The 24,988-nt window shown below is 70.1% G+C and carries 26 protein-coding genes, 1 tRNA gene and 1 pseudogene; 19 read left to right on the forward strand and 9 right to left on the reverse strand.

Translation table 11 applies throughout. The features are described from left to right. Window positions 1-83: 83 nt before the first annotated feature. The 5 genes from cmrA (at window position 84) to AAFO60_RS02375 (ending at window position 3,560) form a co-directional block, all read left to right on the forward strand. On the forward strand, window positions 84-893 hold the full coding sequence (cmrA, locus tag AAFO60_RS02355; RefSeq protein ID WP_347954524.1) for a mycolate reductase: 810 nt from the start codon (window positions 84-86) through the stop codon (window positions 891-893). 56 nt (window positions 894-949) lie between these two features. Beyond that, window positions 950-1,549 carry an oligoribonuclease gene (gene orn / locus AAFO60_RS02360; protein WP_347954525.1) on the forward strand — a complete coding sequence of 200 codons (600 nt, stop codon included), beginning with the start codon at window positions 950-952 and terminating at the stop codon, window positions 1,547-1,549. Window positions 1,550-1,657: 108 nt separating this feature from the next. Next, window positions 1,658-1,730: transfer RNA gene (locus AAFO60_RS02365), tRNA-His, on the forward strand. A 163-nt stretch (window positions 1,731-1,893) separates the two neighbouring features. Next, entirely contained in the window at window positions 1,894-2,238 is a 345-nt protein-coding gene (locus AAFO60_RS02370) for a YciI family protein (protein ID WP_347954526.1), read from the forward strand. Window positions 2,239-2,267: 29 nt separating this feature from the next. Then, window positions 2,268-3,560 carry an RNA polymerase sigma factor gene (locus tag AAFO60_RS02375; RefSeq protein WP_347954527.1) on the forward strand — a complete coding sequence of 431 codons (1,293 nt, stop codon included), beginning with the start codon at window positions 2,268-2,270 and terminating at the stop codon, window positions 3,558-3,560. A gap of 14 nt (window positions 3,561-3,574) precedes the next feature. On the opposite strand, the gene AAFO60_RS02380 is transcribed toward AAFO60_RS02375, so the two are convergent. From AAFO60_RS02380 to AAFO60_RS02415, 8 genes and pseudogenes are all read right to left on the reverse strand, one after another. Continuing rightward, window positions 3,575-4,291: a DNA methyltransferase gene (locus tag AAFO60_RS02380; protein WP_347954528.1), complete on the reverse strand. Its 717-nt coding sequence runs from the start codon at window positions 4,289-4,291 to the stop codon at window positions 3,575-3,577. Between the two features lie 154 nt (window positions 4,292-4,445). Next, window positions 4,446-6,686, reverse strand: a complete 2,241-nt coding sequence (locus AAFO60_RS02385) for an NADP-dependent isocitrate dehydrogenase (RefSeq protein ID WP_347954529.1) — start codon at window positions 6,684-6,686, stop codon at window positions 4,446-4,448. Window positions 6,687-6,905: 219 nt separating this feature from the next. Next, window positions 6,906-8,021, reverse strand: coding sequence for an AI-2E family transporter (locus tag AAFO60_RS02390; RefSeq protein ID WP_347954530.1), 1,116 nt, complete (start codon window positions 8,019-8,021; stop codon window positions 6,906-6,908). A 127-nt stretch (window positions 8,022-8,148) separates the two neighbouring features. Beyond that, a complete protein-coding gene (locus AAFO60_RS02395) occupies window positions 8,149-9,003 on the reverse strand; it encodes a DNA-3-methyladenine glycosylase family protein (RefSeq protein ID WP_347954531.1) in 855 nt (284 codons plus the stop codon). Between the two features lie 10 nt (window positions 9,004-9,013). Beyond that, a complete protein-coding gene (locus AAFO60_RS02400; RefSeq protein WP_347954532.1) occupies window positions 9,014-9,631 on the reverse strand; it encodes a DNA-3-methyladenine glycosylase I in 618 nt (205 codons plus the stop codon). A 119-nt stretch (window positions 9,632-9,750) separates the two neighbouring features. Beyond that, window positions 9,751-10,347: pseudogene (locus tag AAFO60_RS02405) on the reverse strand (methylated-DNA--[protein]-cysteine S-methyltransferase); the annotation flags it as partial. 5 nt (window positions 10,348-10,352) lie between these two features. Next, the gene (locus AAFO60_RS02410) at window positions 10,353-10,868 is read right to left on the reverse strand and encodes an RNA polymerase sigma factor (protein WP_347954533.1); all 516 of its coding nucleotides are present in this window, start codon (window positions 10,866-10,868) and stop codon (window positions 10,353-10,355) included. After that, entirely contained in the window at window positions 10,852-11,361 is a 510-nt protein-coding gene (locus tag AAFO60_RS02415; protein WP_347954534.1) for a methylated-DNA--[protein]-cysteine S-methyltransferase, read from the reverse strand. Before AAFO60_RS02415 ends, AAFO60_RS02410 begins: the two co-directional genes overlap by 17 nt. Window positions 11,362-11,542: 181 nt before the next feature. Between AAFO60_RS02415 and AAFO60_RS02420 the strand changes: the two genes are divergently transcribed. Together AAFO60_RS02420 and AAFO60_RS02425 are read left to right on the forward strand one after the other, a co-directional pair. Continuing rightward, entirely contained in the window at window positions 11,543-12,457 is a 915-nt protein-coding gene (locus tag AAFO60_RS02420) for a PfkB family carbohydrate kinase (protein ID WP_347954535.1), read from the forward strand. A 10-nt stretch (window positions 12,458-12,467) separates the two neighbouring features. Then, complete coding sequence (locus AAFO60_RS02425) at window positions 12,468-12,902, forward strand: hypothetical protein (RefSeq protein WP_347954536.1); 435 nt, start codon at window positions 12,468-12,470, stop codon at window positions 12,900-12,902. Window positions 12,903-12,954: 52 nt separating this feature from the next. Here AAFO60_RS02425 and AAFO60_RS02430 read toward each other — a convergent pair whose 3' ends face one another. Beyond that, window positions 12,955-13,617, reverse strand: a complete 663-nt coding sequence (locus tag AAFO60_RS02430) for a TetR/AcrR family transcriptional regulator (RefSeq protein WP_347954537.1) — start codon at window positions 13,615-13,617, stop codon at window positions 12,955-12,957. Window positions 13,618-13,680: 63 nt separating this feature from the next. Between AAFO60_RS02430 and AAFO60_RS02435 the strand changes: the two genes are divergently transcribed. From AAFO60_RS02435 to nuoK, 12 genes are all read left to right on the forward strand, one after another. Next, window positions 13,681-14,124, forward strand: coding sequence for an ester cyclase (locus AAFO60_RS02435; RefSeq protein WP_347954538.1), 444 nt, complete (start codon window positions 13,681-13,683; stop codon window positions 14,122-14,124). 272 nt (window positions 14,125-14,396) lie between these two features. After that, the gene (locus AAFO60_RS02440; RefSeq protein WP_347954539.1) at window positions 14,397-14,759 is read left to right on the forward strand and encodes an NADH-quinone oxidoreductase subunit A; all 363 of its coding nucleotides are present in this window, start codon (window positions 14,397-14,399) and stop codon (window positions 14,757-14,759) included. A gap of 117 nt (window positions 14,760-14,876) precedes the next feature. Beyond that, on the forward strand, window positions 14,877-15,431 hold the full coding sequence (locus tag AAFO60_RS02445; RefSeq protein WP_347954540.1) for a NuoB/complex I 20 kDa subunit family protein: 555 nt from the start codon (window positions 14,877-14,879) through the stop codon (window positions 15,429-15,431). Beyond that, on the forward strand, window positions 15,428-16,120 hold the full coding sequence (locus AAFO60_RS02450) for an NADH-quinone oxidoreductase subunit C (RefSeq protein ID WP_347954541.1): 693 nt from the start codon (window positions 15,428-15,430) through the stop codon (window positions 16,118-16,120). Before AAFO60_RS02445 ends, AAFO60_RS02450 begins: the two co-directional genes overlap by 4 nt. After that, the gene (gene nuoD, locus AAFO60_RS02455; protein ID WP_347954542.1) at window positions 16,120-17,427 is read left to right on the forward strand and encodes an NADH dehydrogenase (quinone) subunit D; all 1,308 of its coding nucleotides are present in this window, start codon (window positions 16,120-16,122) and stop codon (window positions 17,425-17,427) included. The genes AAFO60_RS02450 and nuoD overlap by 1 nt, the downstream gene beginning before the upstream one ends. Continuing rightward, a complete protein-coding gene (gene nuoE / locus AAFO60_RS02460) occupies window positions 17,424-18,194 on the forward strand; it encodes an NADH-quinone oxidoreductase subunit NuoE (RefSeq protein ID WP_347954543.1) in 771 nt (256 codons plus the stop codon). The genes nuoD and nuoE overlap by 4 nt, the downstream gene beginning before the upstream one ends. After that, window positions 18,194-19,564: an NADH-quinone oxidoreductase subunit NuoF gene (nuoF, locus tag AAFO60_RS02465; RefSeq protein ID WP_347954544.1), complete on the forward strand. Its 1,371-nt coding sequence runs from the start codon at window positions 18,194-18,196 to the stop codon at window positions 19,562-19,564. Before nuoE ends, nuoF begins: the two co-directional genes overlap by 1 nt. After that, on the forward strand, window positions 19,561-21,999 hold the full coding sequence (locus AAFO60_RS02470; protein WP_347954545.1) for an NADH-quinone oxidoreductase subunit G: 2,439 nt from the start codon (window positions 19,561-19,563) through the stop codon (window positions 21,997-21,999). The genes nuoF and AAFO60_RS02470 overlap by 4 nt, the downstream gene beginning before the upstream one ends. Next, complete coding sequence (gene nuoH / locus AAFO60_RS02475) at window positions 21,992-23,314, forward strand: NADH-quinone oxidoreductase subunit NuoH (RefSeq protein ID WP_347954546.1); 1,323 nt, start codon at window positions 21,992-21,994, stop codon at window positions 23,312-23,314. The genes AAFO60_RS02470 and nuoH overlap by 8 nt, the downstream gene beginning before the upstream one ends. Next, complete coding sequence (gene nuoI, locus AAFO60_RS02480) at window positions 23,307-23,879, forward strand: NADH-quinone oxidoreductase subunit NuoI (RefSeq protein ID WP_347954547.1); 573 nt, start codon at window positions 23,307-23,309, stop codon at window positions 23,877-23,879. The genes nuoH and nuoI overlap by 8 nt, the downstream gene beginning before the upstream one ends. After that, a complete protein-coding gene (locus AAFO60_RS02485) occupies window positions 23,876-24,691 on the forward strand; it encodes an NADH-quinone oxidoreductase subunit J (protein ID WP_347954548.1) in 816 nt (271 codons plus the stop codon). Before nuoI ends, AAFO60_RS02485 begins: the two co-directional genes overlap by 4 nt. After that, entirely contained in the window at window positions 24,688-24,987 is a 300-nt protein-coding gene (nuoK, locus tag AAFO60_RS02490; protein WP_347954549.1) for an NADH-quinone oxidoreductase subunit NuoK, read from the forward strand. Before AAFO60_RS02485 ends, nuoK begins: the two co-directional genes overlap by 4 nt. The last annotated feature ends 1 nt before the right edge of the window (window position 24,988 follow it).

Raw genomic sequence — 24,988 nt, forward strand, 5'->3', positions numbered from 1 at the left:
GTCGCCGTGTCGAGCCGTCGCCGCGTCGAGCCGGCACCGAACTGCCGTCCAGACCATCGCCGGCCCCGTTTAGGATGTCGCCCATGCCAGTTCCCGCTCCGTCCCCCGCTGCCCGCGCCGTCGTCACCGGAGCCTCTTCCGGCATCGGAATGGCGTTGGCGCGCGAACTCGCCGCCCGCGGCCATTCGGTGATCCTGGTGGCCCGCCGCGGCGAGATCCTCGAGGAGCTCGCCGCCGAACTGCGGTCCCGCAGCGGCGTGGCGGTCGACGTCCGCGCCGTCGACCTCTCCGATCCGGCGGCCGTCGAGCCCCTGTGCACAGAACTCGCCGGTCGCGAGATCTCGATCCTCTGCAACAACGCAGGCATCGCGACCTTCGGCCCGGTCGCCGAACTCGATCCGGCCTACGAGCGGGCTCAGGTGCGATTGAACGCCAACGCCGTGCACGATCTGACCCTCGCCGTCCTCCCGCAGATGATCCGGCGCGGTTCCGGCGGCATCCTGATGGTCGGTTCGGCCGCAGGCAACATGCCGATCCCGAACAACGCGACCTACGCGGCGACCAAGGCCTTCGTCAACACCTTCAGCGAATCCCTGCGCGGCGAGTTGACGGGCACGGGCGTCAACGTCACCCTCCTGGCTCCCGGCCCCGTCCGCACCCAGACGCCGGCTCCCGAGGACGAATCGATCGTCGACAAGCTGGTCCCCGACTTCCTCTGGCACTCATCCGACAAGGTCGCCGCGATGAGCCTGGACGCCTTGTCGCGCAACAAGATGCGCGTCGTTCCCGGCACGCTGAGCAAGGCGATGTCGGTCGCCGGCGGCTACTCGCCGCGGGCGGTCGTGGCGCCGATCGTCGGACGGTTCTACCGCAAGCTCGGCGGCGACGAGTAGCCGACCCCGACGATCCGCCCGGGCAGGCGACGGCCGCCGCCACTAGTGTTGATCGAGTGCAAGACAAACTCGTGTGGATCGACTGTGAGATGACCGGCCTCGACGTCGGATCGGACAAACTCATCGAAATCGCCGCTCTCGTCACCGACAGCGACCTCAACATCCTGGGCGACGGCGTCGACGTGGTGATCCACGCCGACGACGAGGCGCTGGCGAACATGCCCGACATCGTCACCAAGATGCATGCCGACTCGGGCCTCACCGAAGAGGTCCGCGCGTCGACGGTGACCCTCGCCGAGGCCGAGAAGGCGGTGCTCGACTACCTGCGCGAGCACATCACCACTGCGGGCGCCGCCCCGTTGGCCGGCAATTCGATCGCCACCGACCGCGGTTTCATCGCCCGCGACATGCCCGAGCTCGACGCCTACCTGCACTACCGGATGGTCGACGTCAGCTCGATCAAGGAGCTGTGCCGCCGCTGGTACCCGCCGATCTACTTCGGGCAGCCGCAGAAGGGACTGGCGCACCGCGCGCTGGCCGACATCCGCGAATCCATTCGTGAACTCCGCTACTACCGCGAGGCCGCCTTCGTGCCGGCCCCCGGCCCCGATGCCAAGAGCCTCGAGCGGATCGTCGACCGGCTCGGCCCGGCCTGACGCCGGAAACCGGCAGGTCAGAAACCGATTGGAGTTTCCGACCCCAAACCCGCTAGAGTATGGACCTGGCTCGGGAAACAGCGTGTGAACGCTGTGAACGCGCCAATGGTGGCTGTAGTTCAGTTGGTAGAGCACCAGGTTGTGATCCTGGCTGTCGCGGGTTCGAGTCCCGTCAGCCACCCCGAAGTGAAGAACCCCGCCTCGTCTCGACGAGGCGGGGTTCTTCGCTGTTCACCGACGGCCTCACCGGCGAAGAGGACGCGCTGTCGATATCGGCCCCTCCCATCCGTCACCATGGTGTCGGGCAGTCCTGCTCGGCTTCACAACGCACGTTGGGAGAGATCATGAAGTACGCACTGCTGCTGATGGGACACGTCGACGATCCGGCATGCGGAGACGACGGTGGGGCCGACCCCGCGGAGTTCTTCGCCTTCCACCAGGAGATCACCGAAGCCGGCGTCGTCGTCAGCTCCTTCGCTCTCGAAGACGAGCGGGTCGTGGTCCACAGCGACGATTCGGGCGAGCGCGTCGTCGCCGCGTCCGGTCCGTTCGCCGAGGTTCAGGAATTCGTCGGCGGCGCCTACATCATCGACGTCGCCGACGTCGACGAGGCGATCGCCTGGGCCCGCCGCAGTCCGGGTTCCGCGCCGGGTGGACACGTGGAGATCCGCCCGCTCGCCCCGTACTGACAGTCACGTACCGACCCCGTCCTCGACCGATGCCCGACACCCCGCGCCGCCGCCCGCGAGCCGACGACTCGGCTCGCCGGGCGGTGGCGGCCGTCGACCGAGACGCGCGAACGCTCCTGCTGGCCCGGCTGACCCGGTACTTCGGCGACCTCGACCTGGCCGAGGACGCCATGCAGGAGGCCCTCGCGCAGGCACTGGTCACCTGGCCGACATCCGGTGTGCCGGCCTCCCCGGCGGCCTGGCTCACCACCACCGCCAAACGCAAGGGGCTCGACGTGGTGCGTCGCGAGAAGGTGCTGGCCGACAAACTGTCACGGCTGCAGCTCGCCGCCGAGCGGGAGCATCGGTCCGACCACCACGCCGACCCGGCGGACCTCGCCGAGCAGCCGCCGCTGTCCGACGAACGCCTCGGCATGTTCTTCGCGTGCACGCACCCGGTCCTCAGTGCGGAGGACCGGATCGCGCTGACGCTCCGATTCGTCGCCGGCTTGACGACCGTCGAGGTCGCGCACGCCCTCCTGATTCCGACGGCGACGATGCAGCAGCGCATCGTCCGCGCCAAGAGGCGAATCGCCACGCTGGGGGTGCCCTTCACCGCGCCCGCGCCCGGTGACCTGCCGGCACGCGCGCCCGGTGTGCTGCGCGTGATCTATCTGCTCTACGCCGAGGGCTTCGCGCGATCAGCCGGACCAGCGCACGTGCGCGACGACCTCACCGCCGAGGCGGTCCGCCTGGCACGCCTGCTGCATCGGTTGCTCCCCCGCGCCGAGACCGTCGGACTGCTGGCGCTGCTCCTGCTGACCGAGGCCCGACGCCCCGCTCGTCTCGGCGCCGACGGCCGACCCGTCCCGCTCTCGGAGCAGGACCGGTCGCGTTGGGACGCGGCCCTGCGTGCCGAAGGACTGCAACTGACCGAGCGTGCCGCCGGCTCGCCCGGGGCCGGCCCCTACGCGATCCAGGCTGCGATCGCCGCGGTGCACGCCGAGGCCGACGACGCCGACGGCACCGACTGGTCGCAGATCGCGGTCCTGTATCGGATGCTGCAGGCCGTCGATCCAGGACCGGTGGTCGAGCTGGGTCGTGCGGTGGCGGTGGGCCGGGCCCTCGGCCCGTCGCACGGCCTGCGGCTGCTCGACGACCTCGCGTCGAACACGGCGATGATCCGTTACCGCCCCTTCCACATCGCCCGGGCTCTCACCCTCGTCGAACTCGGTGACGCCGCCGCCGCCGCGCACGCCTACCGGGAGGCGCTGGCGCTGCCCGGCAACCGCGCTGAAGACGATTACCTGGCGGCCTCGCTCGCCGACGTCGAACAGCGCTGAGACCGCGCACGCCGTCACGGGCGGCGGTACACCAGCAGGGCGTCGGCGACCAGATCATGCGGATACCGGTCCCACCCGATCTCGGTGATCCCGACCCGCACCAGGTGCTCGTCGAGGACGCGGGCGCAGTCGGCGATCAAGTGCGTCGTCTGCCCGCGGTGGCAGATGTCGGCGACGTTCCACACCATCCACCCGCCCGGTACCAGCAGGTGCGCGCACTGCGCCGCGACCAGTCCCAGCTCGGACAGGTAGCGCTCGTAGTCGCCGCCGTCGAGCTCGTAGGCGGTCAGCGGGTCGGCGTCATGGTCGTGGTGGGTCATGTACGGCGGCGAGGTGAGGACGAGGTCGGCCGCGCCCGCGAACGGCTCGCCCGAACGCTGCAGGACGCGCAGCAGCTCGCGCGCGTCGCCCTCGTGGACCCGCGCCCCCGGCGCCGCCCGTCGGGTCGATCGCACCCGCTCCGGGAGCAGTTCGACGCCGATCGCCTCCCGTCCGAGCGCCACGGCCCGCTCGATCGTCGTGCCGAAGCCTGCGAACGGGTCGACGACGAGATCGCCGGGCCGGCTGCACCTGTCGATCACGTGCTCGACGATGCCGGGCAACATGTGGACGTCTTCGTCGGCCGTCGGCGGCCGACCGGTCACGAAGTCGTCGTATGCGGCCGACAGCCGCGTCGCCAGCGGGAACTGTCGCGGCGGGCAGTCGGCGGTTCGCTCTCCCGGATTCGGCACGTGCAGAAGTCTACGACGGCGACACCACCGGCCGACGCCATGACCGGATCAGCACATGACCGGCTCACCACCCGGCCGCCCTGTGACGCGAAGGCGCCCGACCTGTACGAAGCAGATCGGGCGCCCGCTGAACCGTTCAGCGATCAGCTATCGGTCACTCACCACGCGAGGCCGCCAGGGCCGCATTGAGCGTGGCGCTCGGCCGCATGGCGGCGTCGAGCTTCTCCACATCGGCCAGGTAGTAGCCGCCGAGATCGACGGGACGGCCCTGAACCTCGTTGAGCTCGCCGACGATCTTGTCCTCGTTGTCGGTCAGCGCCTTGGCCAGCGGCGCGAAGTGCGCGGCCAGCTCGGCGTCGTCGGTCTGGGCGGCCAGCTCCTGCGCCCAGTACATGGCGAGGTAGAACTGGCTGCCGCGGTTGTCGAGCTCGCCGGTGCGGCGCGACGGCGACTTGCTGTTGTCGAGCAGCTTGCCGGTGGCGGCGTCGAGCGCGGTCGCGAGGATCTTGGCCTTGGGGTTGTCGTTCTTGCGGCCCAGGTCCTCGATGCTGACCGCGAGCGCGAGGAACTCGCCGAGCGAATCCCAGCGCAGGTGATCTTCTTCCACGAGCTGCTTGACGTGCTTGGGCGCCGAGCCGCCGGCACCGGTCTCGTACAGGCCGCCGCCGGCCATCAGCGGCACGATCGACAGCATCTTGGCGCTGGTGCCCAGTTCCAGGATCGGGAACAGGTCGGTCAGGTAGTCGCGCAGGATGTTGCCGGTGACGGCGATCGTGTCCAGGCCGCGGATCAGGCGCTCGAGCGTGTACCGCATCGCGCGGACCTGCGACATGATCTGGATGTCGAGGCCCTCGGTGTCGTGGTCCTCGAGGTAGGTGTGGACCTTGTTGATGAGCTCGTTCTCATGCGGGCGGTACGGGTCGAGCCAGAACAGGGCGGGCATGCCCGACTCGCGCGAGCGCTCGACGGCCAGCCGGACCCAGTCGCGGATGGGGGCGTCCTTGACGGTGCACATGCGCCAGATGTCGCCGGCCTCGACGTTCTGCGACAGCAGGACCTCACCGGTGGAGCAGTCGACGATGTTGGCGACGCCGTCCTCTGGAACCTCGAAGGTCTTGTCGTGCGAGCCGTACTCCTCGGCCTTCTGAGCCATCAGGCCGACGTTCGGCACGGTGCCCATGGTGGTCGGGTCGAAGGCGCCGTTGGTCTTGCAGAAGTTGATGATCTCCTGGTAGATGCGGGCGAAGGTCGACTCCGGCATCACCGCCTTGGTGTCCTTCAGACGGCCGTCGGCGCCGTACATCTTGCCGCCGGCGCGGATCATCGCGGGCATCGACGCGTCGACGATCACGTCGCTGGGCGAGTGGAAGTTGCTGATGCCGTTGGTCGAGTCGACCATCGCCAGCTCGGGGCGGTCCTCGTGGCAGCGGAGCAGGTCGGCGACCACTTCCTCGCGCCGCGAGGCGGGCAGGGTGTCGATCTTCTCGTAGAGGTCGACCAGGCCGTTGTTGACGTTGACGCCCAGCTCCTCGAACAGGTCGTGGTGCTTGGCGAAGGCGTCCTTGTAGAAGACCTTGACCGCGTGCCCGAAGACGATCGGGTGCGAGACCTTCATCATCGTCGCCTTGACGTGCAGGGAGAACATGACGCCGGTGTCGCGGGCGTCGTTGAGCTGCTCCTCGTAGAACTCCAGCAGCGCCTTCTTGCTCATGAACATGCTGTCGATGACGTCGCCGGCGTCGAGGGCGACCTTCGGCTTGAGGACGATGGTCTCGCCGCTGCCGGTGATGACCTCCATGCGCGCATCGCAGGCGTGGTCGATGGTCATCGACTTCTCACCGTGGTAGAAGTCGCCGTGCTTCATGTGCGCCACGTGCGAGCGCGACGCCATGGACCACTTGCCCATGCTGTGCGGATGCTTGCGCGCGTACTCCTTGACCGCCTTCGGCGCCCGACGGTCCGAGTTCCCTTCGCGCAGAACCGGGTTGACGGCGCTGCCCAGGCACGCCGAGTAGCGGTCGCGGATCTCCTCCTCCTCGGGAGTCTTCGGATCCTGCGGGTAGTCCGGGACGGCGTAGCCCTTCTGCTGCAGCTCGTGGATCGCGGCGTGCAGCTGCGGCACCGAGGCGCTGATGTTGGGCAGCTTGATGATGTTGGTCTCGGGCAGCTGGGTCAGCCGGCCGAGCTCAGCCAGATTGTCGGGAACCTTCTGTTCGTCGGTCAGGTAGTCCGGGAACGCGGCCAGGATGCGGGCGCCGACCGAGATGTCACTGGTCTGGAATTCGATGCCCGCCGGTTCGGCGAAGGTCTGAATGATGGGCAGGAACGACGCGGTCGCAAGACGCGGCGCCTCGTCGGTAAGGGTGTAGATGATCGTCTGCGGCTGGGAGGCCATCTGTGGCAACCTCTTCTGAATTATCGTTCTTGTGGAACTTCGGATAGGTCAGTCGTCATGCATTATCCCGCTGTTCGTGACGCGAATCGACCAGAGTCGCGAATGGGAGACCCTGCACACACTCTTGAAGTCGATGACCTGGGATGCTAGCTGCAGATAGCACTCTCGGCGTGTCGCAGTAGCGGCGTCGGAGCCGGGTCGACGCTGCGGAGGACACGATCAGTCGGTCGCCGATCGCTCAGCCCGCAGAGCTCGGACGGCGCCGACCGACTTGATCACCGCCGCCGTCACCGGGGCGCCGAGCACCATGCCGATCAGTCCCGCGACGGTGCCGCCGATCATGGTCGCCAGAAGCACCACCACCGGATGGATCTTCAGCGACGACCCCAGCGCCCACGAGCTGACCGCACTCTGAATGGTGCCGTTGGAGACTGTGAAGGTGATGGCGACGATCACAGCGGCCGCGGTGCCGCCGGAACCGAAGGCGATGAGCACGGCGAAGGCCCCGGTGATCCACGCGCCCACGAACGGGACGAAGGACAGGAAGAAGTACAGGACGAAGATCGGGATCACCAGCGGAACACCGAGGATCAGCAGCGGGATGACGAAGATCGGCGCGGTGAGCAGCGCGGTGACCGCGGTGCCGCGAAAGTATCCGCGCAACGACTGCCGTGTCAGCTCGGCCACCGCGTGGACCTCGTCGGTGTTCCAGGCCGTGCTGCGCGCGAGCCATGCCGGAAAACGAGTGCCGTCGCGCAGGACGAAGAACAGGAAGAAGACGGCGAAGAAGGTGCCCATGACCAGCGACAGCAGCCCGTAGAAGGTGCTCGTGACCGCCGACAACGCGCCCTGCCCGAGCTGAGGGACATGCTCCTCGAACGCGGTGCGGGCATGCTGCAGCCACTGGGTGTCGGCGTCCAGGTCGTTGAGCCAGGCCATCATGGACGCCCACCCGAGGTTGAGCTGCCGGTAGATCTCGGGCCATTGACGGAGGAATCCGACGACCACGATCGCGACGGTGCCGGCCACCACGGTCAGAGCCAGCAGCAGGCACGCCACCGTCGCCAGGACCGAGGGGACACCGCGCCGCTGCAATGCGGCCGCCAGCGGTTCGAGCACGATGCCGACGATGACGGCGATGATCAGCGGGATCAGGATTCCGCTGACGGCCGCCACCGCGAGCGCGATCACCACGACGACGCCGATCAGCCCGAGGATCGCCCAACTCGTCGCACCGGCTCGTCGGAGCGACGCCATCGCCGCGGATCCCGCGGTCCTCGCCGGGCCGTTCGGGTCCACCGTGGTCGCATCGTTCGCAGATAGTTTCTCGATCACGGTTCCGTCAGCCCTTCCGCCGGCGAGTGACATCGATCTGTTGCACTGAAATCGACTCATCGTACTGGGCTTTCGCCCGGCCGCACACCGTCGGTCGGCACAGTTTTCAGCCTGCCCGCGTCCGGGACTATTCGCTGCCCGGCCACATCCCCGACATCGCCCACAGCCGGAAGGCGGCGTAACTGCGATATGGACTCCACCGCGCGGTGTCGGCCGCGGCGTCTGCACCGGCACCGGCACCTCGCAGCATCCGCCGCAGCACGGCGTCCGACGCCGGGAACGCGTCCGGGTCGGCCCCGGCGCGGACGGCCAGGTAGTCGAGCGTCCACGCCCCGATCCCGTACAGTGCGGCCAGTTCGACCCGGCTCGGCAGCGGGGCGCCGGGAACGCGGCCGGTGAAGTACTCGGCGACCCCGTGGACGGTCCGGGCCCGGGCGCCGGTGATGCGCAGACAGCGCTGCAGCTCGTCGACGGGGACGGCCGCCAGCCGGTGCGGAGCCGGGAACCGCACCAGGCCGCGCCGATCGGGCACCCCGTACGCCGCGACCAGGCGCGCACCGAACGTGCGACCCGCCGCGAGTGTCACCTGCTGCCCCAGCACGGTCTGCACGACGGCCTCGAACGGTTCGGCGGCCCGGGTGAGCCGCAGGCCGGGTCGGCGGTCGACGTGCTCGGTCAACAGCCGGTCCGCGCGCAGGTGCGCGTTGATCGGCGCCAGATCGGTGTCGAGGTCGAACCAGTGCCGGGCCCGGGCCGCGATCGCCTCCACGACGCCGCCGTCGGCGGTGTCGACGCCGATGGTCACTCCCCGATCGTCGAACCGGGCCGACACCAGGTGGGTGCCGTCGTCGGTCTGCACCAGCCGCCGGAACGCGCCCCCGGCGTCCACGTCGCCCAGACCGTCCACCCGGTGCGCGCGCAGCACCGCGAGCGCGGCCCGGTGATCGAAGGCGCCCCGGGCCGCCAGGCGCACCTCGCTCATGCCCGCGTCCTCAGCCGGACCACACGCCGGAGGTGCCGCGCCGGTGCGAGCCGATCAGGTGGGTGTCGACGATGCCGACCGCCTCCATCAGGGCGTACATGGTAGTGGGTCCGACGAACGAGAACCCTTGCCCGCGGAGCGCTTTCGCCAGCTCCCGAGACTCCGGCGACTGTGTCGGGATCTCTGCGACGGTCCGCGGTCGCGGCGTCGTCGACGGCCGGAAGCCCCAGACGAACTCGGCCAGACCGCCCCGCTCGCGCAGCGCGACGGTCGCGCGGGCGTTCCCGAAGGCGGCGGTGATCTTCGCGCGGTTGCGGACGATCGCGGCGTCGCCCATCAGCCGCTCCACGTCCGCGTCGCCGTACTGCGCGACCCGGTCGGGATCGAAGTCGTCGAACGCGGCTCGGAAGGCCGGCCGCTTGCGCAGGATGGTGGCCCACGAGAGTCCGCTCTGGAAGGCCTCGAGAGTCAGCCGCTCGTACATGCCGCGTTCGTCCCGCACCGGCATCCCCCACTCGGTGTCGTAGTACTCACGCATCAGCGGGTCGGTGCTCGCCCAGGCCGGCCGCAGGAGCCCGTCGGCTCCGCGGACGAGCCCGTCGGACGCCACTGCAGGTTCGGAAGTCATGTCTCCTTCCTACCCCCGACCTCTCCTATTCCGACCTCTCCTATTCCGACCTCTCCTATTCCGGCCTCTCCTATTCCGGCCTCGCCCACCCCGACGTCCCCGCCCGGACATCCCGCTCGCGCGGCACCCTCCAGCGTCAACAGCGTCGTCTTGGCCGCGGCGCCGCCCAGGTACCCGCCGAGGGCCCCGTCCGAACGCAGGACCCGATGGCAGGGCACCACCACCGGCAGCGGATTCCGCGCGCACGCGGTCCCGACCGCGCGGACCGCACCGGGGTTGCCGACGGCGTCGGCGACCTCCTTGTACGACAGCGTGTGTCCGTACCCGATGTGCGGCAGATACTGCTGCACCCGCAGGCGGAAGCCGGCCGAGAGCCGGAAGTCGAGCGGAACGTCGAAGCTGCGACGCCGCCCGGCGAAGTAGTCGTCGAGTTCGGCCGCCACCGCATCCAACCGCCCAGGCGCATGCAGGATGCGCGGACTCACCGCGCCGGCGAGGGCGTCGAGCACGGTGTCGAAGCCCTCGCCGGCGAACGCCACCCGCACCAGCCCGCGGTCGGTGGCGGCCAACAGCAGCGGCCCCACCGGGGTGTCGACGGTCCGGTACGCGACGTCGAGCAGCCCGTCGGCGGCGGCGTCGGCGGCCAATCGGGCCCGCAGTCGCGCCACGTCGCCCGTCTCGATCGGAAACAGGTCGGACTGTTCGCTCCCCGTCATCTCGGTCATGGCTCCAAATCCTCCTTCCGGTACCTCTCGCGCAACTTCTTGATCCCGTCGGCGGCGGCGCGACGCACGGCCGCGGGCGTGCTGCCGATGAGCTCGGCGGTCTCCACGTGCGTCAGGTGGCCGAGGTAGTGGTACCCGAGGGCCAGGCGCTGCCGGTCGGGCAGCGCGGCCACCGCATCCCACACCGCGTCGGCGCCCGAGGGGACTGCGGCGGTCGAGGCGACGTCGGGGACCTCGGCCGTGGGCGCCGGGCGGCGGGCCCGACCGCGGATCTGATCGATCGCCTTGCGCTGCGCCACGCGCACCAGCCACGCCTCGACGTTGGTCTCCGGCGCCAGGTCCGGCCAGGCGCGCAGGGCCGCCAGAAAGGTCTCCGACCAGGCGTCGTCGGCGTCCGGGCCGGTCCCGAGCGCGGCACGGCACACGCGCAGGACGGTCGCGCCGTGCTGTTGCACGACCCGGTCGAACGGTTCGCGCGGGTCGGCGCCGCGCGGGTCAGAAGAGCCGGGCACCCGACACCTCCGGCGGCTCCTCCAGCTCGAGCAGCCTGCGCTTGCGGTCGAGTCCGCCGGCGTATCCGGTCAGCGAGCCGTCGGCGCCGATCACCCGATGGCAGGGAATGATGACGCTGACCGGGTTGCGTCCCACGCATTGCCCCACGCGCTGGGCCAGTCGCGGGTTGCCGAGCCGGGTGGCGAGCGCGCCGTAGGTGGTCGTCGTCCCGTACGGGATCTCGGTCAGCAGCGCCCACACCCGTTCGGAGAAGTCGTCGCCGCTGGTCCGGACCTCGACGTCGAAGTCGCGGCGCCGCCCGGCAAGGTACTCGTCGAGTTGGCGCGCCGCCGCGGCGAAGACCTCGTCGCCCTCCTCGACGAGCTCGCCGTAATACGACTCCGGCGGCAGATGCCAGTGGTGCGGGAAGTACACCCCGACCAGCGCCGTGCCGTCGGCGACCATGGTGAGCTCGCCGAGATCGGTCCCGACCGTGGCGTGTCGTCGTGTCATCGTTCCTCGCGCGCCCTTCCGTGCCCGGGCCGCTCTCTCGTGCGCCCGGTATCTCCATTCATAGAGCAGACGCCCGACGACCGTCGAACGTGAGGTCCGATCGACGGTCGTCGGCGCAGGGGGGCGCACCGGCGCCGCCTAAACTGTGCTGGTCCCCCTTCCGAACCGACAGTGAGCGTGCATGACCCCCGAGCGACCCGACACCGCGATCTTCACCACGCCCGACGCCGCCGCGTTCGAACTCGACACCCGACCGGCCGACGTCGTCGTATTCGGCTCGCACCTGCTGTTCGGCTCGGTGGGTCTCAACGCCGGCCTGCCGGTGTACGCCGAGGCCGGCTTGCGGTGCGCCGCCGTGCCGACCGTGGTGCTGAGCAATCTCCCGCACTACCCGTCCGTGCAGGCGATCGACGTGTCCGCCGAGTGGATCGGCGCCGCCCTGCGCGACCTGGCTGCCACCGGCGCCCTGCGCTCGGCGCGGGTGGTGGCCGTCGGCTACCTCGCCGCGCCGGAGCAGGCGCACGCGATCGCCGACTGGTACCGGTCGCTCGACCCGGGCACCCGCCCGCCGCTGGTCCTGGACCCCACCTTCGGCGACGGCGACGTCGGCTTCTACACCGATCCGGCGGTCGCACCGGCGCTGCGCGAGACCCTGCTGCCGCTCGCCGCGATCGTCACCCCGAATCTGTTCGAGCTCGCGCATCTGAGCAGCGCACCCGGCCGCGCCGCGGTCCCCTCGTCCGACGATCCCGCGACGGTCGTGGACCGGGCGCGTTCGCTGCCGACGGCCGACGACGCCGCGGTCGTCGTGACCGGCACGCGATCGGCGCCGACCCGCATCGACAACGTCATCGTCTCGGCGCTGTCGGTGCAGACGGTCACGGGTCGGGAGATCCCGACCGGGGCCAAGGGCCTGGGCGACACCTTCACCGCCGCCCTGGTCTCCGCGTGGTCGACCGGCGCCGACCTGGCCGACGCCGTCGACGTCGCCGCCCGGCGGGTCCGGCGGGCGATCGACTCCCGCGGCGACTCCTCGGACGTGGTCGGGCTCGGCCCGGTCGACGAAACGCCTCGTCGCGCGGGCGCCCGCCACTAGGGTCGGAGGGGTGAGCCGTCCCAGAAGTTCCGTCCCGACCAGGTCCGGCGCAGGCAGCGCCGCCGATCCCGTCACCCTCCGCGTGCTGGTGTACTCCAGCGATCCGGGAACGCGGCGCCAGGTCCTGGGAGCGCTCGGCGCGCAACTGCACCCCGACCTTCCCGACCTGGAGTTCATCGAGGTCGCGACCGCGCCGATGGTGCAAAGACACCTCGACGAGGGCACCGTCGATCTGGCGATCCTCGACGGCGAGGCCGCACCCACCGGCGGGATGGGACTGGCCAAGCAGATCCGCGACGAGTACGAGCCGTGCCCGCCGCTGCTGGTCCTGATCGCCCGGCGGACCGACCGGTGGCTCGCCGACTGGTCGCGGGCCGACGCGACCGCGGCCCTGCCCGTCGATCCCCTCGAGCTGCCGCGGACGGTCGTCGACCTGCTCCGCTGACCTGCGCCGCCTGCGTGCGCCGGCGACCTGCTCCGGCCGGCCGCAATCGGCCCTACCCGCGGTCCCCCGACGCGCCGGGAGTCGGCGGCAGGCAGGCCGCGAGTTGCCGGGCCAGCCACCGCTCGTATCGTTCGACGCTCCAGCCGGATCGTCGGACCAGCCGGTCGTAGACCTCCGGCGCGTTGAGCACCCAGACCGCGTCGATGGTCGGCGCGACGGCCGAGTCGGGCCAGCCCAGCCGTGCGCCCAGGGCGGTCACCGCGTGCGTGGTGCCGATTCGGCGTTCGCGGTCGATCGTCTCGGCGAACTGCCCGGCCCCGCCGTCGAGCGCCTCGCCCGGACGCAGGACCGCGCCCACCACGTCGCCGATCCGCCGGTACAGCTCGGCGGTGTAGTGGGCGTACGCCGACGACCAGTCCGCGGGTGAGGTCGCCTCCGCGAGGCGGATGAACTCGGGTCGCTCGCTCATCGGGACGGGCTCGTCGTCGCCGACCACCGCCACGTCGTACACCGCCTTGAGGACCTCGGCCTTGCCGCCGATCGCGTTGTACACCGTCTGCGGGCTGACTCCGGCGGCCGCCGCGAGCGTGGAGATCCGCAGCGCGGGATAGCCGTCGTCGACCAGCGAGGTCCGTGCGACGGCGAGGATCCGACGTCGCGTCTCGCGGGCCGCTGCGGTCCGCGCCCGGTTGTCGTAGTCCCGAGCCATTGACATCCCCCATCAATCGAGTGGAACATGATTACATTGGAATTTAGTTCTACCGAAAGGTTGATCACCGTGTCCAATCCCGCCACCCCCGCCGCCCGCCGCGTGTTCGACGCCATCAACTCCGGCGACCTGTCCTGCCTGCCCGACTGCGTGACCGACGACTTCGTCGATCACGGCTCGCCGTTCCCGCTGCCGCCGGGCCCCGAGGGGTACGCGGGCATCCTCGGCTTCGTCCACGACCGACTGCAGATCCGATACTCCCTCGAGGACCTCATCGAGACCACCGACCGCATCGTCATCCGAGCCCGCGCCACCGGTTTCGGACTGGCCCAGTTCCACGGCCCCGAGGCCGCCGGCCGCCCCTACGAGATGACCACGATCCACATCTATCGCACCGAGGGCGACCGCCTCGCCGAGCACTGGGGCGTGCGCGACGAGCTCGGCGCCCTGGTGCGGATGGGCGTGGTGCCGGCCCCCGAACCGCCGCCGCTCCCGACCGCCACCGCCCCCTAGTGTCCTGCCCCTAAACGCCCCGGAGAGACACCCGAACCCCGGCCCTCGACTCATCGTCGAGGGCCTTGTCCTGCCGCCCCGATCCGGGGCGCGCGAACCCGCCGCCGCAGCCCGCGCCGAGGACCGACGACCGACGCGTCACCGATCTGGGAGTTCCCCGAGAAGTCCCACAGCGCACGTCTTTACGTGAGTAGGGTGTGGACTGAGTCACAGTCGGACATCGGGCGTGGGGGCCACCTCACCACTGGTCGCGGAAGTGGAGGCGCGCGGGCATGAATGCATACGGACCGATCCTCGTACTCGGTGCGATCGCCCTGGCCTTCGCCGTCGTCTCGGTGGTCATCTCCACCGTCGTCGGACCGCGGCGCCACAACCGCGCGAAGCTGGAAGCCTACGAGTGCGGCATCGAACCGCTCCCCCCGACCGCCGGCCTGGTACAGCGTTTCCCGGTCAAGTACTACCTGACCGCGATGCTGTTCATCATCTTCGACATCGAGATCGTCTTCCTCTACCCGTGGGCGGTGGCCGCCGACAGCCTCGGCTGGTTCGGGCTGATCGCGGTGTCCCTGTTCATCGTCAACGTCTCGGTCGCCTACGCCTACGAATGGCGCCGCGGCGGACTGCGCTGGGACTGACCCGCGCCGACCGACCAGACCCGCCAACCGAATAGCGATCGATCCGCTCGCCCCCTGCGAGGTGAGCGACGAGATCGACCGACGCGAACTGCGCCAGATCAGTGAAGGAGACAAGCGATGGGGCTCGAGGAACAACTGCCCGGAGGCTTCCTGCTGAGCACGGTTGAGAAACTCGCCGGGTACATGCGCAAGGGCTCACTGTGGCCGGCCACTTTCGGCCTGGCCTGCTGCGCGATCGAGATGATGGCGACGACCGCCGGGCGCTACGATCTGGCCCGCTTCGGCATGGAGGCCTTCCGCGCCTCCCCGCGACAGGCCGACCTGATGATCGTGGCCGGGCGGGTGAGCCAGAAGATGGCCCCGGTCCTGCGCCAGATCTACGACCAGATGGCCGAACCGAAATGGGTGCTGGCGATGGGCGTGTGCGCGTCCTCGGGAGGCATGTTCAACAACTACGCGATCGTCCAGGGCGTCGACCACGTGGTCCCGGTCGACATCTATCTGCCCGGCTGCCCGCCACGCCCGGAGATGCTGCTGCACGCCATCTTGAAACTGCACGAGCAGATCGGCCAGATGCCGCTCGGCGTGCACCGCGAGGAGGTGATCCGAGCGACGGAGGCCGCCGCCCTGTCCGCCCCGGCCACGATCGAGTTGAAGGGGCTGCTGCGATGAGCGACGAGCTCGCCCGCCCGGTCAGCGGCCACGAGGTGATCGGTGTGCGCCGCGGCCTGTTCGGGGCGGAGGGTACCGGCGACACCTCCGGCTACGGCCGTCTCGTCGCACCGATCACCCTGCCGGGCAACACGTCACGCCCCTTCGGCGGATACTTCGACGAGATCGTCGACGAGCTCGAGGCCGGGCTCGCACGCCGCGACATCGCCTTCGACGACGCCGTCGAGAAGGTCATCGTCGATCGCGGCGACCTGACCGTCTACGTGCCCCGAAGCCACCTGCTGCCCGTCGCCGCGACCCTGCGCGACGAACCCACCCTGCGGTTCGAGCTGTGCCTGGGCGTCAGCGGCGTCCACTACCCCGACGAGACCGGGCGCGAGCTGCACGCGGTGTACCCGCTTCGCTCGATCACCCACAACCGCCGCATGCGGTTGGAAGTCGCCATCCCCGACGCCGACCCCCACGTGTCGAGCCTGCTTCCGGTGTACCCGACCAACGACTGGCACGAGCGCGAGACCTACGACTTCTTCGGGATCGTCTTCGACGGACATCCGTCGCTGACCCGCATCGAGATGCCCGACGACTGGGACGGCCACCCGCAACGCAAGGACTACCCCCTCGGCGGCATCCCGGTGCAGTACAAGGGTGCGACCATCGCGCCGCCCGACGAGCGGCGGAGGTACAACTGATGCCCGCCCCGACCACCTTCACCGTCAGCGGCCGCGACTGGCAGGACGTGGTCGCCGCCGTCCACGCCCGCGCGACCGCCGGCCCCAACGACGAGCGGATCGTCGTCAACATGGGTCCGCAGCACCCCTCCACCCACGGCGTGCTGCGCCTGATCCTGGAACTGGAGGGCGAGACGGTCACCGAGGCCCGCTGCGGCATCGGCTACCTGCACACCGGGATCGAGAAGAACCTGGAGTTCCGCACCTGGACTCAGGGCGTCGCCTTCGTCACGCGCATGGACTACCTCGCCCCCTTCTTCAACGAGACCGCCTACTGCCTGGCGGTCGAGAAGCTGCTCGGCATCACCGACGACATCCCCGAACGCGCCACCGTGATCCGCGTCCTGCTGATGGAGCTCAACCGCATCGCCTCGCACCTGGTCGCACTGGCGACCGGCGGCATGGAACTGGGTGCGGTGACGCCGATGTTCCTCGGCTTCGGCGCCCGCGAAGACATCCTCGACCTGTTCGAGGACATCACCGGCCTACGAATGAACCACGCCTTCGTCCGACCCGGCGGGATCGCGCAGGACCTGCCCGACGGCGCCGAGGAGAAGATCGCCGCCGTCCTCGACAAGCTGCCCGGCCAGATCGGCGAGGTGGAGGCGCTGCTGACGGAGAACTACATCTGGAAGGCCCGCACACAGGGCGTCGGCTACCTCGACCTCACCGGCTGCATGGCGCTCGGCATCACCGGCCCGATCCTGCGATCCACCGGCCTGCCGTACGACCTGCGTAAGTCCGAACCGTACTGCGGTTACGAGAACTACGACTTCGACGTCATCACCGACACCGGCTGCGACTCCTACGGCCGCTACGTGATCCGCGTCGAGGAGTGCAAGCAGTCCATCGCGATCGCCCGCCAATGCCTGGCCGCCCTCGAACCCGGTCCGGTCATGGTCGCCGACCGCAAACTCGCCTGGCCCGCCGACCTCGCGGTCGGGCCCGACGGCCTGGGCAACTCCCCCGAACACATCGCCGAGATCATGGGCATGTCGATGGAATCGCTGATCCACCACTTCAAACTCGTCACCGAGGGCATGCGCGTCCCGGCCGGACAGTGCTACACGGCCATCGAATCGCCGCGCGGCGAGCTCGGCGTGCACATGGTCTCCGACGGCGGCACCCGCCCGTACCGCGTCCACTTCCGCGATCCGTCGTTCACCAACCTGCAAGCCGTCGCCGCCATGTGCGAGGGCGGTCTGGTAGCCGACGTCATCACCGCGGTGGCGAGCATCGACCCGGTGATGGGAGGGGTGGACCGATGAGCGAACCGGTCTTCGTTGAGATCAGTGCCGGCCCGCCGGCGGAGATCAGTGCCGGCCCGCCGGCGGAGATCAGTGCCGGCCCGCCGGCGTTCTCCACGGTCGCGCCCCACCCGCCGATCGACTTCGACGGCCCCGACCGCTACCCCGACGAGGAGACGAGGGCGCTGGCCGACGAGGCGGCCGAGATCATCGCCCGCTACCCGCATTCGCGATCGGCCCTGCTGCCGCTGCTGCACCTGGTCCAGAGCCACGACGGCTACCTCACCCGCGCCGGCATCATGTTCTGCGCAGAGCAACTGGAGTTGACGCCCGCCGACGTCGCCGGCGTCGCGACCTTCTACACGATGTACCGGCGGTCCCCGACCGGCGACTACTTCGTCGGCGTCTGCACCAACGCACTGTGCGCGGTGATGGGCGGCGACGCGATCCTGTCGGAGCTGACCGACTCGCTCGGCATCAACCCCGGCGAGACCACCGCCGACGGCAAGGTGACCGTCGAACGCGTGGAATGCAACGCCGCCTGCGACTTCGCGCCCGTGGTGATGGTGAACTGGGAGTTCTTCGACAATCAGACCCCCGAGTCGGCCCGCACCCTCGTCGCCGACCTGCGCTCCGGGACCCCGCGGGCCCCCTCCCGCGGGCCGGACACCCTGTGCACCTTCCGGCAGGCCGCGCGACTGCTCGCCGGCCTCCCCGAGCAGGGCCCGCCGGCTCCGACCGAAGCCCGGCCCGAGCCCGAACCCGAATCCGAAACGGGGGCGCAGTGATGATCGCCGTCAGCCTGCCCTCGACGACGCCCGAACCCGCGCAGGTCCCGGTGCTGAGCAGGCACTGGTCCGAACCGGAGTCGTGGACCCTGCGAAACTACCTGCGGCAGAACGGCTATCAGGGCCTCAAGGCGGCGCTGCGGAAGACCCCCGACGAGGTCGTCGAGCAGGTGAAGGCCTCGGGCCTGCGCGGCCGCGGCGGTGCGGGCTTCCCGGTCGGCACCAAGTGGTCGTTCATCCCGCAGGGCGACAAGCCCGGCGGACGCGACACCCCGCACTACCTCGTGGTCAACGCCGACGAGTCCGAGCCCGGCACCTGCAAGGACATGCCATTGATGCTCGCCTCGCCTCACACGCTCATCGAGGGCGCGATCATCGCCTGCTACGCGATCCGCGCCCGACACGCCTTCATCTACGTGCGCGGCGAGGTCGCGAGCGTCATCCGTCGCCTGCGGACCGCCGTCGACGAGGCCTACGCCGCCGGACTGCTCGGCGACGACATCTTCGGCTCCGGCGTCGGCGTCGACCTGGTGGTGCACGCAGGCGCGGGCGCCTACATCTGCGGTGAGGAGACCGCGCTCCTCGACTCCCTCGAGGGGCGACGCGGCCAGCCCCGGCTGCGTCCCCCCTTCCCCGCCGTCGCGGGCCTGTACGCGAGTCCGACCGTCGTCAACAACGTGGAGTCGATCGCCAGCGTGCCTGCGATCCTGCGCAACGGTGCGGACTGGTTCCGCGAGTTCGGTACCGAGAAGTCGCCCGGCTTCACGATGTACTCGCTGTCCGGGCACGTGACGCGGCCCGGCCAGTACGAGGCGCCGATGGGCATCACCCTGCGCGAACTGCTCGAACAGGCCGGCGGCATCCGAGCCGGGCACGAACTGAAGTTCTGGACGCCGGGCGGCTCGTCGACGCCGATCTTCACCGCCGACCACCTCGACGTGCCGCTCGACTACGAGAACGTCGGCGCCGCGGGATCGATGCTGGGAACCAAGGCGCTGCAGATCTTCGACGACACCGTCTGCGTCGTCCGCACGGTCCTGCGGTGGTCGGAGTTCTACAAGCACGAGTCGTGCGGCAAGTGCACGCCCTGCCGGGAGGGCACGTACTGGCTGGTCCAGATGATGCGCCGCCTCGAGGCCGGCGACGCCACCGAGGACGATCTGACGACACTCACCGAGATCACCGACAGCATCGTCGGGAAGGCCTTCTGCGCCCTCGGCGACGCCGCGGGCGCCCCGATCATGAGTTCGCTGGAACACTTCCGCGACGAATACCTGGCGCACTTCCCCCGCGACGGCCATCCGGGCGGCTGCCCCTTCGATCCCGCGAAGGCCACCGTCTTCCCCCGCACCGAAGGAGCATCGTCGTGACCGCCTCCGACAAGACCACCGGTGCCCCGGACCAGGCCGCCGCCCCGCCCGACGACATGGTGACCCTCACCATCGACGACGTCGAGGTGTCGGTCCCGAAGGGCACCCTGCTGATCCGGGCCGCCGAACTGATCGGCGTCGAGATCCCCCGCTTCTGCGATCACCCGCTGCTCGACCCGGTGGGCGCCTGCCGGCAGTGCCTGGTCGACATCGAGGGCCAGCGCAAGCCGATGGCCTCGTGCACGATCACCGTCACCGACGGCATGGTGGTGCACACCCAGCACACCTCCGACGCCGCCCACCGAGCGCAGGCCGGGATCATGGAACTGCTGCTGATCAACCACCCGCTCGACTGCCCGACCTGCGACAAGGGCGGCGAATGCCCGCTGCAGAATCAGGCGATGACCGCCGGACGCCCCCAGTCCCGGTACGGCGGCGTCAAACGCACCTTCACCAAACCGCTGGCCCTGTCCAGCGAGATCCTGCTCGACCGCGAACGCTGCATCCTGTGCGCCCGCTGCACCCGGTTCTCCGACGAGATCGCAGGCGATCCCCTCATCGACATGGCCGAACGCGGCGCCCTGCAGCAGGTCAGCGCCTACACCGACGAGCCCTTCGAGTCGTACTTCTCCGGCAACACCATCCAGATCTGTCCGGTCGGCGCCCTGACCAGCACCGCCTACCGTTTCCGGTCCCGTCCCTTCGACCTGATCTCCTCCCCCAGCATCTGCGAGCACTGCGCCGCGGGCTGCGCCCAGCGCACCGACCACCGTCGCGGCACGGTGATGCGCCGGCTGGCCGGCGACGATCCCGAGGTGAACGAGGAGTGGAACTGCGACAAGGGCCGCTTCGCCTTCACCTACGCCACCCGCCCCGACCGGATCACCACGCCCCAGGTCCGCGGTGACGACGGCGAGCTGCACGAGGCGCCGTGGTCGTCCGCGCTGGCGATCGCCGCGCGCGGCCTGCGCCGGGCGGGCACCCGCACCGGCGTCCTCGTCGGCGGCCGGGCGACCGTCGAAGACGCCTACGCCTACGGCAAGTTCGCGCGCGCGGTGCTGGGCAGCAACGACGTCGACTTCCGCATGCGCGCCCACTCCGACGAGGAGGACCGGTTCCTGTCCGCGCACGTGGCGGGCAGCGGGATCGGTCTGACCTACGCCGAGCTGGAGAAGGCGCCGGTGGTGGTGCTGGCCGGACTCGAACCGGAGGAGGAATGCCCGATCCTGTTCCTTCGCCTGCGCAAGGCCGCCCGCAGGCACGGGCAGCGGATCCACTCGATCGGGCCGTGGGCGTCGGCGAGCGTCACCAAGACCGGCGGCAGCCTCCTGCAGTGCGTGCCGGGGCGCGAGGGCGCGGTGCTGCGCGACCCGCGACTGCACGCACTGCTCTCCGCACCCGGCGCGGCGCTCCTCGTCGGGGAGCGCCTCGCCGGGTCTCCCGGCGCGCTGACCGCCGCTTCGCAGGTGTGCGCCGACACCGGCGCCCGCCTCGCGTGGGTGCCGCGCCGGGCCGGCGAACGCGGCGCCCTCGACGTCGGCGCCGCCCCCAACCTGCTGCCCGCCGGGCGACCGCTGTCAGCCGAGCGGGCACGACGCGACATCGCCGCCGTCTGGGGTGTGATGCCCTCGGCCACCCCGGGTCGGGACACCGACGCGATCCTGTCGGCGCTGCATCGCGGGGAGCTGTCGGCGGCGGTGACCGGCGGCATCGAACCGGCCGACCTGCCCCGCCCGTCGGCGGCCGAGGCCGCGCTGGCCGCCGCCGACTTCGTCGTCAGCCTCGAACTGAGACCGGGTGTGGTCACCGCCCACGCCGACGTGGTCCTGCCGGTCGCCGCCGTCGCCGAGAAGGCGGGCACCTTCGTCGACTGGGAGGGCCGACCGCGCCGTTTCGGCGTCGCGCTGCCCTCGGCCGAGTCGGGCGGGCGGTCGTTGCCGGTCTCCGACCACCGGGTGCTGCACGCCCTGGCCGCCGAGATGGGCGTCGACCTCCGCTGCAACGACGCTGCGACGATTCACGCCGAGTTCGCCGAGATCGGCGGCTGGGACGGTCCCCGCACCCCCGTCGGCCAGACGCCGGACCCGGCCGTCGACGCCGACCGCGCCCCGGGGCGCGGCGAGGCCGTGCTGGCCTCGTGGCGGATGCTGCTCGACTTCGGCCGCATGCAGGACGGTGAACCTCACCTGGCGGGCACGGCGCACGCCGCCACCGTGCGGCTCAACGCCGCGACCGCCGCCGAGATCGGCGCGACCGGCGGCGACCGCGTCACGGTCTCCACCGACCACGGCACCATCGTCTTGCCGCTGACCGTCACCGATCTGCCCGACCGCGTGGTGTGGCTGCCGCTGAACTCGCCGGGATCGCGGGTGTATCCGATTCTGGAGGCCGCCGCCGGAGCCGTCGTCTCGATCGCGAGGGACGACCATGCGTGAGCAGACCGCGGCGCAGACCGTGTTCCCCGACCTCGACAGTTTCGGCACCGACGCCTGGTGGCTGGTCCTGGTCAAGGCGGTCGCGGTCTTCGCCTTCCTGGTGCTCACGGTGCTCGTCGCGATCCTCGCCGAACGCAAGATCATGGCCCGCATGCAGTACCGGCTCGGACCCAATCGGGTCGGCTGGCACGGCGCCCTCCAATCGCTGGCCGACGGCGTCAAACTCGCGCTCAAGGAGGGCCTGACGCCGTTCGGGGTCGACAAGGTCCTCTACCTGCTGGCACCGGTCGTGTCGGTGGTCCCGGCGATCATGGCGTTCGCGGTGATCCCGATGGGACCGGAGGTGTCGATCTTCGGTCATCGGACGCCGCTGCAGCTGACCGACCTGCCGATCGGTGTGCTGTACGTCCTGGCGCTGGCGTCGATCGGTGTCTACGGCATCGTCCTGGCCGGCTGGTCGTCCGGCTCCACCTACCCGCTGCTGGGCGCGCTGCGCTCCACCGCCCAGGTCATCTCGTACGAGATCGCGATGGGGCTGACCTTCGCGGCGGTCTTCCTGCTCTCGACCACCATGTCGACCTCGGAGACCGTCTCCGCGCAGGCGCACCACTGGTACATCGTCCTGCTGCTGCCCTCGTTCGCGATCTATGCGATCTCGATGGTCGGCGAGACCAACCGCGCCCCCTTCGACCTGCCGGAGGCCGAAGGCGAACTGGTCGGCGGCTTCCACACCGAGTACTCGTCGCTGAAGTTCGCCATGTTCATGCTCGCCGAGTACATCAACATGGCCACCGTCTCGGCACTGGCCACCACCCTGTTCCTCGGCGGCTGGCAGGCGCCGTGGCCGCTGTCGATCTGGGACGGCGCCAACTCCGGCTGGTGGCCGCTGCTCTGGTTCGTCATCAAGATGTGGAGCTTCCTGTTCGTCTTCTTCTGGCTGCGGACCACCCTCCCGCGCCTGCGCTACGACCAGTTCATGGGACTGGGATGGAAGGTGCTCATCCCGTTCGCCCTCGGCTGGGTGCTGGTGGTCGCGGTGATCCGCGAGGCCACCGGATCCCTGTCGGGATGGGCCTCCGGGTCGATCCTGGCCGGCGCGGGCGTGGTGGTCACCGCCACCCTGCTGGTCGCGATCAGCCGCGAGACCATCGGCAGGCGTCCGCCGCCGACGCTGCCGCCGACGCAGGCGCCGTTCGACCCGATGGCCGGCGGCTTCCCCGTCCCGCCGCTGCCGGGACAGGTGCTGCCGACCCCGAAACTGTCCGGGACCACCGCGTCCCCGCCACCCTCGGAACCGGAGGCCTCCCATGCCTGATCCCGCCGACACCCCGCGGTCGTCGCTGTTCAAGATCCCCGACGCCCTCGCCGGCTTCGGAGTCACCTTCACCGGCATGTTCCGCAAGACCATCACCGAGGAGTACCCCGATCAGAAGGTGCCGACCTCGCGTCGATACCACGGTCGGCACCAGCTCAACCGGTACGACGACGGTCTGGAGAAGTGCATCGGCTGCGAACTGTGCGCCTGGGCGTGCCCGGCCGACGCGATCTACGTGGAGGGCGCCGACAACACCGAAGAGGAGCGCTACTCGCCCGGCGAACGCTACGGCCGCGTCTACCAGATCAACTACCTGCGCTGCATCGGCTGCGGACTGTGCATCGAGGCCTGTCCGACGCGCGCGTTGACGATGACCAACGAGTACGAGATGGCGAGCGACTCCCGCGCCGACATGATCTACGAGAAGGATCGGCTGCTGGCGCCGCTGCAGCCGGGGATGACGCCGCCGCCGCATCCGATGGCCGAGGGGGCGCGCCCGGAGAACTACTACCGCGGGGACGTCGACGCCGACGGCCTCACCGTTCCCGATGCGGGTGACGAATGAGCACCGCGTCGATGCTCCTGGCCGAACTCTCGCGCACCACCGGCACCGAGGCCGTCACCTTCTGGGTGCTGGCGGTGATCGTCGTGCTGGGCGCCCTCGGCGTGGTCCTGAGTCCCAAAGCCGTGTACTCGGCCGTCTTCCTCGCCATGACGATGGTGATCCTGGCCGTCTTCTACGTGATGCAGGGTGCGCTGTTCCTCGGGGTGGTGCAGGTGGTGGTCTACACCGGCGCGGTGATGATGCTGTTCCTGTTCGTGCTGATGCTGATCGGCGTCGACTCGTCCGAGTCGCTGGTCGAGACGATCCGCGGCCAGCGATACCTCGCCGCAGGGCTGGGACTGGGGTTCGCGGTGCTGCTGATCGCGGCGATCGGCAGCGCCTCCCTGGCCGCCTTCGTCGGCGCCCCCGATTACAGCGGCACAGGCACTTCGACGGGGCTCAGCACAGGCGGCAACGAGAACATCCGGATGCTCGCCCAACTGATCTTCGGCCGCTACCTGTGGGCCTTCGAGCTCACCGGAGCGCTGCTGATCGTCGCCACGCTGGGCGCGATGGTGCTCGCCCACCGACGCAGGTTCGGCCCCCGCGGCGGCCAACGCGAGCAGTCCATCGAGCGATTCAAGAGCGGTTCGCACGCCACGCCGCTGCCGCCGCCGGGCGTGTACGCGCGCCACAACGCGGTCGACGTCCCCGCGCGCGAACCCGACGGCAGCCCGTCGACGCTGTCGGTCAACGCGATGATCACGGCCCGCGAGATCGCCGCGGGTCGGGGCGGGAGATCCCCGGGCAGCGATGTGGAGGACAGGCGATGAATCCGGCGAACTACCTCTATCTGGCGGCCCTGTTGTTCGCCATCGGCGCCGCCGGGGTGCTGCTGCGCCGCAACGCGATCGTCGTGTTCATGTGCGTGGAGCTGATGCTCAACGCCGCCAACCTCTCCTTCGTCACCTTCGCCCGCATGCACGGCAGCCTCGACGGCCAGGTGATCGCCTTCTTCACGATGGTCGTCGCCGCCGCCGAAGTGGTGGTCGGGCTGGCGATCATCATGATGATCTTCCGGACCCGGCGTTCGGCCTCGGTCGACGACGCGAACCTGCTGAGGCGGTGAG

The organism is Gordonia aichiensis, from assembly GCF_039946255.1.
Taxonomy (GTDB): Bacteria; Actinomycetota; Actinomycetes; order Mycobacteriales; family Mycobacteriaceae; genus Gordonia; species Gordonia aichiensis_A.